The following is a 5,372-nucleotide window of genomic DNA, read 5'->3' as shown; positions in this document are numbered from 1 at the left end:
ATATCTTCCAGCAGGTCGTCCAGCTCCACATAGCCGTTGCCGGCCAGCTCGCTGACCACTCGCTCAATGGGCAGATCGTCCAGGCCCATGTCGTAGCTGTGCAGGGCTTTCTCCAGTAGCCGCTGCCCCAGCTCCACGGCATCTTCGCGTTGCTGGTGCTTGAGGAAGTGGCGAATGTTGGTGCGCGCCTTGCCGGTGACCACAAAGTTGAGCCAGGCCGGGTTGGGAGTGGCATTGGGGGCGGTGATGATCTTGACGGTCTGCCCCGATTCCAGTGGCGTGGACAGCGCGGCGAGCTTGCCGTCGATACGGGCGGCCACGCACTTGTTGCCCACCTTGGTGTGCACCGCGTAGGCGAAGTCCACGGCGGTGGCGCCGCCGGGCAGTTCCTTGATGTCGCCCTTGGGGGTGAAGATATAGGCTTCGTCCGGGAACAGGTCCACCTTCACGTTCTCGATAAACTCCATGGAGTTACCGGTCTTCTGTTGCAGTTCCAGCAAGCGCTGCATCCAGCTCTGGGTGCGACTGTGGGTTGGGGTGCCGGGTTCGCCGTCGGATTTGTACAACCAGTGGGCGGCGATGCCGTTGTTGGCCATGGCTTCCATTTCTTCGGTGCGAATCTGCATTTCCAGGGGAATGCCGGAGCGGGCCTTCAGTGTGGTATGCAGGGACTGGTAGCCATTGGCCTTGGGAATGGCAATGTAGTCCTTGAAACGACCGGGGATGGGTGTGAAGTAATTGTGCACGGCCCCCAGTACCCGGTAGCAGGTGTCCACCCGGTCGACGATGATGCGGAAACCGAACACATCCATGATGTCCGCGAACGGTTTGTGCTGTTCTTTCATCTTCGAGTAAATACTGAACAGGTGCTTCTCGCGGCCCAGTACCCGGGCTTCGATGCCTTCTTCTTCCAGGCAGTGTTCCAGGCTGGTCTTGATGGTAGTGAGGATTTCCTTGCGGTTGCCGCGGGCTTTTTTCACCGCCTGGCCTATCAGCCGGGCGCGCATGGGATAGATGGCATGGAAGGCCAGATCTTCGTATTCCACCCGCATGTTGTACATGCCCAATCGAAAGGCGATTGGGGCATACAGTTCCAGTGTCTCGGTGGCAATGCGGCGACGCTTCTCGGCACGCATGACGTGCAGGGTGCGCATGTTATGCAGGCGGTCAGCCAGCTTGATCAGGATGACGCGGATGTCCCGGGTCATGGCCAGCATCATCTTGCGCAGGTTTTCCGCCTGCTGCTCCGCTTTTGATTCGAACTTGATCTGGGCGATCTTGGAAACGCCGTCCACCAGCTCGGCCACCTCTTCGCTGAATTCGTTGGCCAGCTGCTCTTTACTGAACCCGGTGTCCTCGATCACATCGTGCAGCATGGCGGCCATGAGCGAGGCATGGTCCATGTGCATGTCGGTGAGGATGTTGGCCACCGCCAGCGGGTGGGTGATGTACGGATCCCCGGTGCGGCGGTACTGGCCTTCGTGCGCTTGCTCGGCAAAATGGTAGGCGTGTACGACCTGGGCGATCTGGTCATCGTCCAGGTAACTGCGTAACCGTTTTTCCAGATTATGGATGGTGGGCAAAAGGCCTCGTCACGCCCTTGGCGAGTAGCAGGTTCGAAGATGACTCTTAGCTTAGATTTGAGGGCAGGATTTGTCTATGACAAGGAGGATAGGCGCAGACGATTGTTTGGCTGGGAGAAAGCGATACCGGTTGGCAAGCAAGGCGCGAAAAAAGGGGGGGGGGCGCTGGGAAACAGGAGTGAGGGGCAAGTGCCAGATGGCAAAACGCAGAGGCCGGTCGGCCTCTGCGTTTGCGTGTCTTGTTCCCGTCGACCCGTTTGGGGGAGACGGGGCGGGCAATTACTCGCCGAAAGACTGGGTCAGCAGGGCCAGCTCGTCCACGTCGGCGCTGCGATCCGCGATGGGGTTGTCCACGGATTCAGCCGTCACGTGGCCTTCGGCGATTTCACGCAGGGCGACAACGGTGGGTTTGTCGTTTTCCCAGGCTACACGTGGCTCTTTACCGCCGCTCTGCAATTGGTGGGCGCGCTTGCCGGCAACCAGTACCAGCTCAAAGCGGTTATCCAGTTTTTCCAGGCAATCTTCTACGGTAACTCGTGCCATGCTGCTCTCCTGACAAGCTGGCGGGGCCGGTTCGACATGAACCCGCACCGCCTGATAATTCGCAATGAGCGATTTTACGGGCTGAGGGCAGTGCAAGTCCAGTGCCCGCCGCCGAACGGCGGAGCCGGGGCTGGCCCCGACGGGGGCGATCAGCGTGGCGCGAGCAGGTTCTGCAGGGTCGCGGCCTGGCGGGCAGACTGCCGCGCTGTTACCAGCCGGCGAGCCTCGACAACGGCTTCCAGCTCATACAGGGCACGCTGAAAATCGTCGTTGACCACCAGATAGTCGAATTCGCCGTAGTGGCTCATTTCGTCCTGGGCACCGTCCAGACGTTGCTGGATCACCGTTTCGTCGTCGGTTTCGCGGCCCCGCAGGCGGTCGGCCAGAATCTCCAGTGAGGGCGGCAGAATGAAGACGCTGACGGCATCCGGTAGCTGCTTGCGAATCTGGGTGGCGCCTTGCCAGTCGATCTCCAGAATCACATCATCGCCGCCGCGCAGGGTCTGGGCGACCCAGTCGGCACTGGTGCCGTAAAGGTTGCCGAACACTTCCGCATGCTCGAGAAAACGGCCCTGTTCCACCTGACGGACAAAGCTGTCACGGTCGGTGAAATGGTAGTTCACGCCGTCTTCCTCGCCGGGGCGCATGGCGCGGGTGGTGTGCGAGATGGAAATGCGGACCCGGGCAAGCTTGTCGACCAGGGCGGCCACCAGGCTGGTCTTGCCGGCGCCGGACGGGGCGGAAATGATGTACAGCGTGCCTTTGTCGGCCATAAAAAGAATGTCCTGTTCGCGATCCCGGTAAAGCGCGCATTATAGGCGTAAAGACCCGGGTGCGTCATATGCACCCTGACCTGGAGATAACGGACTCGCTATGCAGGACAGCGCGATCAGCGCCACGGTGGATTTTCATCGGGACGGCGTGCAGCACGGATTCCTCAAACTGCCTTACTCCCACGACCAGTCTGCCTGGGGCAATGTGATGATCCCGGTGACGGTGATCCGCAACGGCGAAGGGCCCACCGCACTGCTGACCGGGGGCAATCATGGTGATGAATACGAGGGCATCACCGCCTTGCTCAAGCTGGCCAACCGGCTGCAGCCGCGTGATATCAGCGGCCGTGTCATCATTGTGCCGATGATGAATCACCCGGCGGTGCTGAACGGCACGCGTACTTCACCGCTGGACGGCGGCAACCTGAACCGGGCCTTTCCGGGCAACCCCGCCGGTACCCTCACCGAAAAAATTGCCGATTACTTCACCCGTTATCTGGTGCCGCTGGCCGACGTGGTGCTGGATATGCATTCCGGTGGACGCACGCTGGACCTGTTGCCTTTTGCGGCCACCCATCGCCTCGCCGATGAGGCCTTTGGAGCGCGCTGCCTGGCCGGGGCAGAGGCGTTTGGGGCCCCTTACACCCTGTTTATGGCGGAGCTGGAGGAGGCGGCCCTGTTCGATAGCGTGGTAGAAGCCCAGGGGCGGGTGTTCATTAGCACCGAGCTGCGCGGCGGCGGCACGACTACCCCGGATACCGTGGCGCTGGCAGAGCAGGGCGTGGACAACGTGTTACGCTTTGCCGGCATTCTGCCCGGCGACCCGCTACCGGTGACATCGCAGGCGTTGGAGATCCCCAACGCAGACTATTACCGTGTCAGTGAGCATCGCGGTTTGCTGGAATTTGCGGTGGCGCTGGGTGAGTGGGTGCAGCAGGGTGATGTGCTTGCCCGTGTGCATGCCATCGACCGCACCGGCGAGCCACCGGTAGAGTATCTGGCGCCTTTCAAGGGCATGTTGATTGGTCGCCGTCACCCGGCACGGGTGGACATTGGCGACACCTTTGCCGTGCTGGCGGTGAAGCGTTAACCGGAATCAGGAGAGGGTATGAGTGATGCACAGGGCGATCCACGCCGCCGGCATTCCGCCAAGGTCGTCGACGGTCCAGGCAAGTCGGCGAGCCGGGCCATGTTGCGGGCCGTGGGATTTACCGATGAAGATTTTCGTAAACCTCAGGTGGGCATCGCGTCTACCTGGAGTCAGGTGACGCCCTGCAACAGCCACATTGGTGAGCTGGCCGACAAGGCCTGCCAGGGCGCGGATGCGGCCGGCGGCAAGGGCGTGATTTTCAATACCATTACCATCTCTGACGGGATCGCCAACGGCACCGAAGGGATGAAGTATTCGCTGGTCTCCCGCGAGGTGATTGCCGACTCCATTGAAACCGTGGCCGCCTGCGAAGGGTTTGACGGCCTGGTGACCCTGGGCGGTTGCGACAAAAACATGCCGGGCTGCCTGATGGGCATGGCGCGGCTGAATCGCCCCAGCGTGTTCGTCTACGGCGGCACCATCATGCCCGGTAAGGGCCATACCGATATTGTCTCCGTGTTCGAAGCCATGGGCGCCCATTCCCGGGGCGACATGGATCTGATTGAGCTCAAGCAGATTGAAGAAACCGCCATCCCCGGCCCGGGTTCCTGCGGCGGCATGTACACCGCCAACACCATGGCCTCGGCCATCGAAGCACTGGGCATGAGCCTGCCCGGCAGCTCCGCACAGAACGCGGTGTCCGAAGAAAAGCGGGAAGACTGCGTGCGGGCCGGCGCCGCTGTATTGAAACTGCTGGAAGAGGAGATCAAGCCGTCCGACATCATGACCCGCGCGGCGTTCGAGAATGCCATCACCGTGGTGATTGCCCTGGGCGGCTCCACCAATGCGGTGCTGCACCTGATCGCCATGGCCCGCACCATCGATGTGGCGTTGTCACTGGATGACTTTACCGAGATCGGCAAGCGGGTGCCGGTGCTGGCGGACCTGCGCCCCAGCGGCCACTACATGATGAGCGAACTGGTGGCCATTGGCGGTATTCAGCCGCTGATGAAGATCTTGCTGGAGGCGGGTCTGCTGCACGGCGACTGCCTGACTGTCACCGGCCAAACCCTGACGGAAAACCTGGCCGATGTGGCGCCCTATCCCCTGGATCAGTCGATTATTGCGCCCCTGTCCGAGCCTCTGAAAGCGGAAAGTCACCTGCGCATTCTGTATGGCAACCTGGCCCCGGACGGCGCGGTGGCCAAGATCACCGGCAAGGAAGGCACCCACTTTTCCGGCCCGGCACGGGTGTTCGGTTCGGAAGAAGAAGCCCAGCAACGGATTAACGACGGCACGGTAGTGTCTGGCGACGTGGTAGTGATTCGCTATGAAGGCCCCCGCGGTGGGCCGGGCATGCGTGAAATGCTCACCCCCACCTCC

5 protein-coding genes are annotated in these 5,372 nt (G+C 61.5%); 2 read left to right on the top strand and 3 right to left on the bottom strand.

Annotated elements, in window-relative coordinates; translation table 11 throughout:
* From A3730_RS12170 to gmk, 3 genes are all read right to left on the bottom strand, one after another.
* Nucleotides 1–1,583 (bottom strand): bifunctional (p)ppGpp synthetase/guanosine-3',5'-bis(diphosphate) 3'-pyrophosphohydrolase (locus A3730_RS12170; RefSeq protein WP_063538129.1); only part of this gene is annotated, 1,583 nt, incomplete at its 3' end.
* A 279-nt stretch (nt 1,584–1,862) separates the two neighbouring features.
* Nucleotides 1,863–2,126, bottom strand: coding sequence for a DNA-directed RNA polymerase subunit omega (gene rpoZ, locus A3730_RS12165; RefSeq protein WP_007149241.1), 264 nt, complete (start codon nt 2,124–2,126; stop codon nt 1,863–1,865).
* A gap of 149 nt (nt 2,127–2,275) precedes the next feature.
* The gene (gene gmk, locus A3730_RS12160; RefSeq protein WP_063519891.1) at nt 2,276–2,899 is read right to left on the bottom strand and encodes a guanylate kinase; all 624 of its coding nucleotides are present in this window, start codon (nt 2,897–2,899) and stop codon (nt 2,276–2,278) included.
* Between the two features lie 100 nt (nt 2,900–2,999).
* Here gmk and doeB point away from each other — a divergent pair, with 100 nt between their 5' ends.
* The gene (doeB, locus tag A3730_RS12155; RefSeq protein ID WP_063519892.1) at nt 3,000–3,989 is read left to right on the top strand and encodes a N(2)-acetyl-L-2,4-diaminobutanoate deacetylase DoeB; all 990 of its coding nucleotides are present in this window, start codon (nt 3,000–3,002) and stop codon (nt 3,987–3,989) included.
* A gap of 18 nt (nt 3,990–4,007) precedes the next feature.
* Nucleotides 4,008–5,372 (top strand): dihydroxy-acid dehydratase (locus A3730_RS12150; protein ID WP_063538127.1); only part of this gene is annotated, 1,365 nt, incomplete at its 3' end.

The sequence above is a fragment of the Alcanivorax sp. HI0044 genome, from assembly GCF_001634945.1.
Note: the sequence above shows the minus strand (reverse complement) of the source record. Positions and strands in the feature narration are given on the sequence as shown.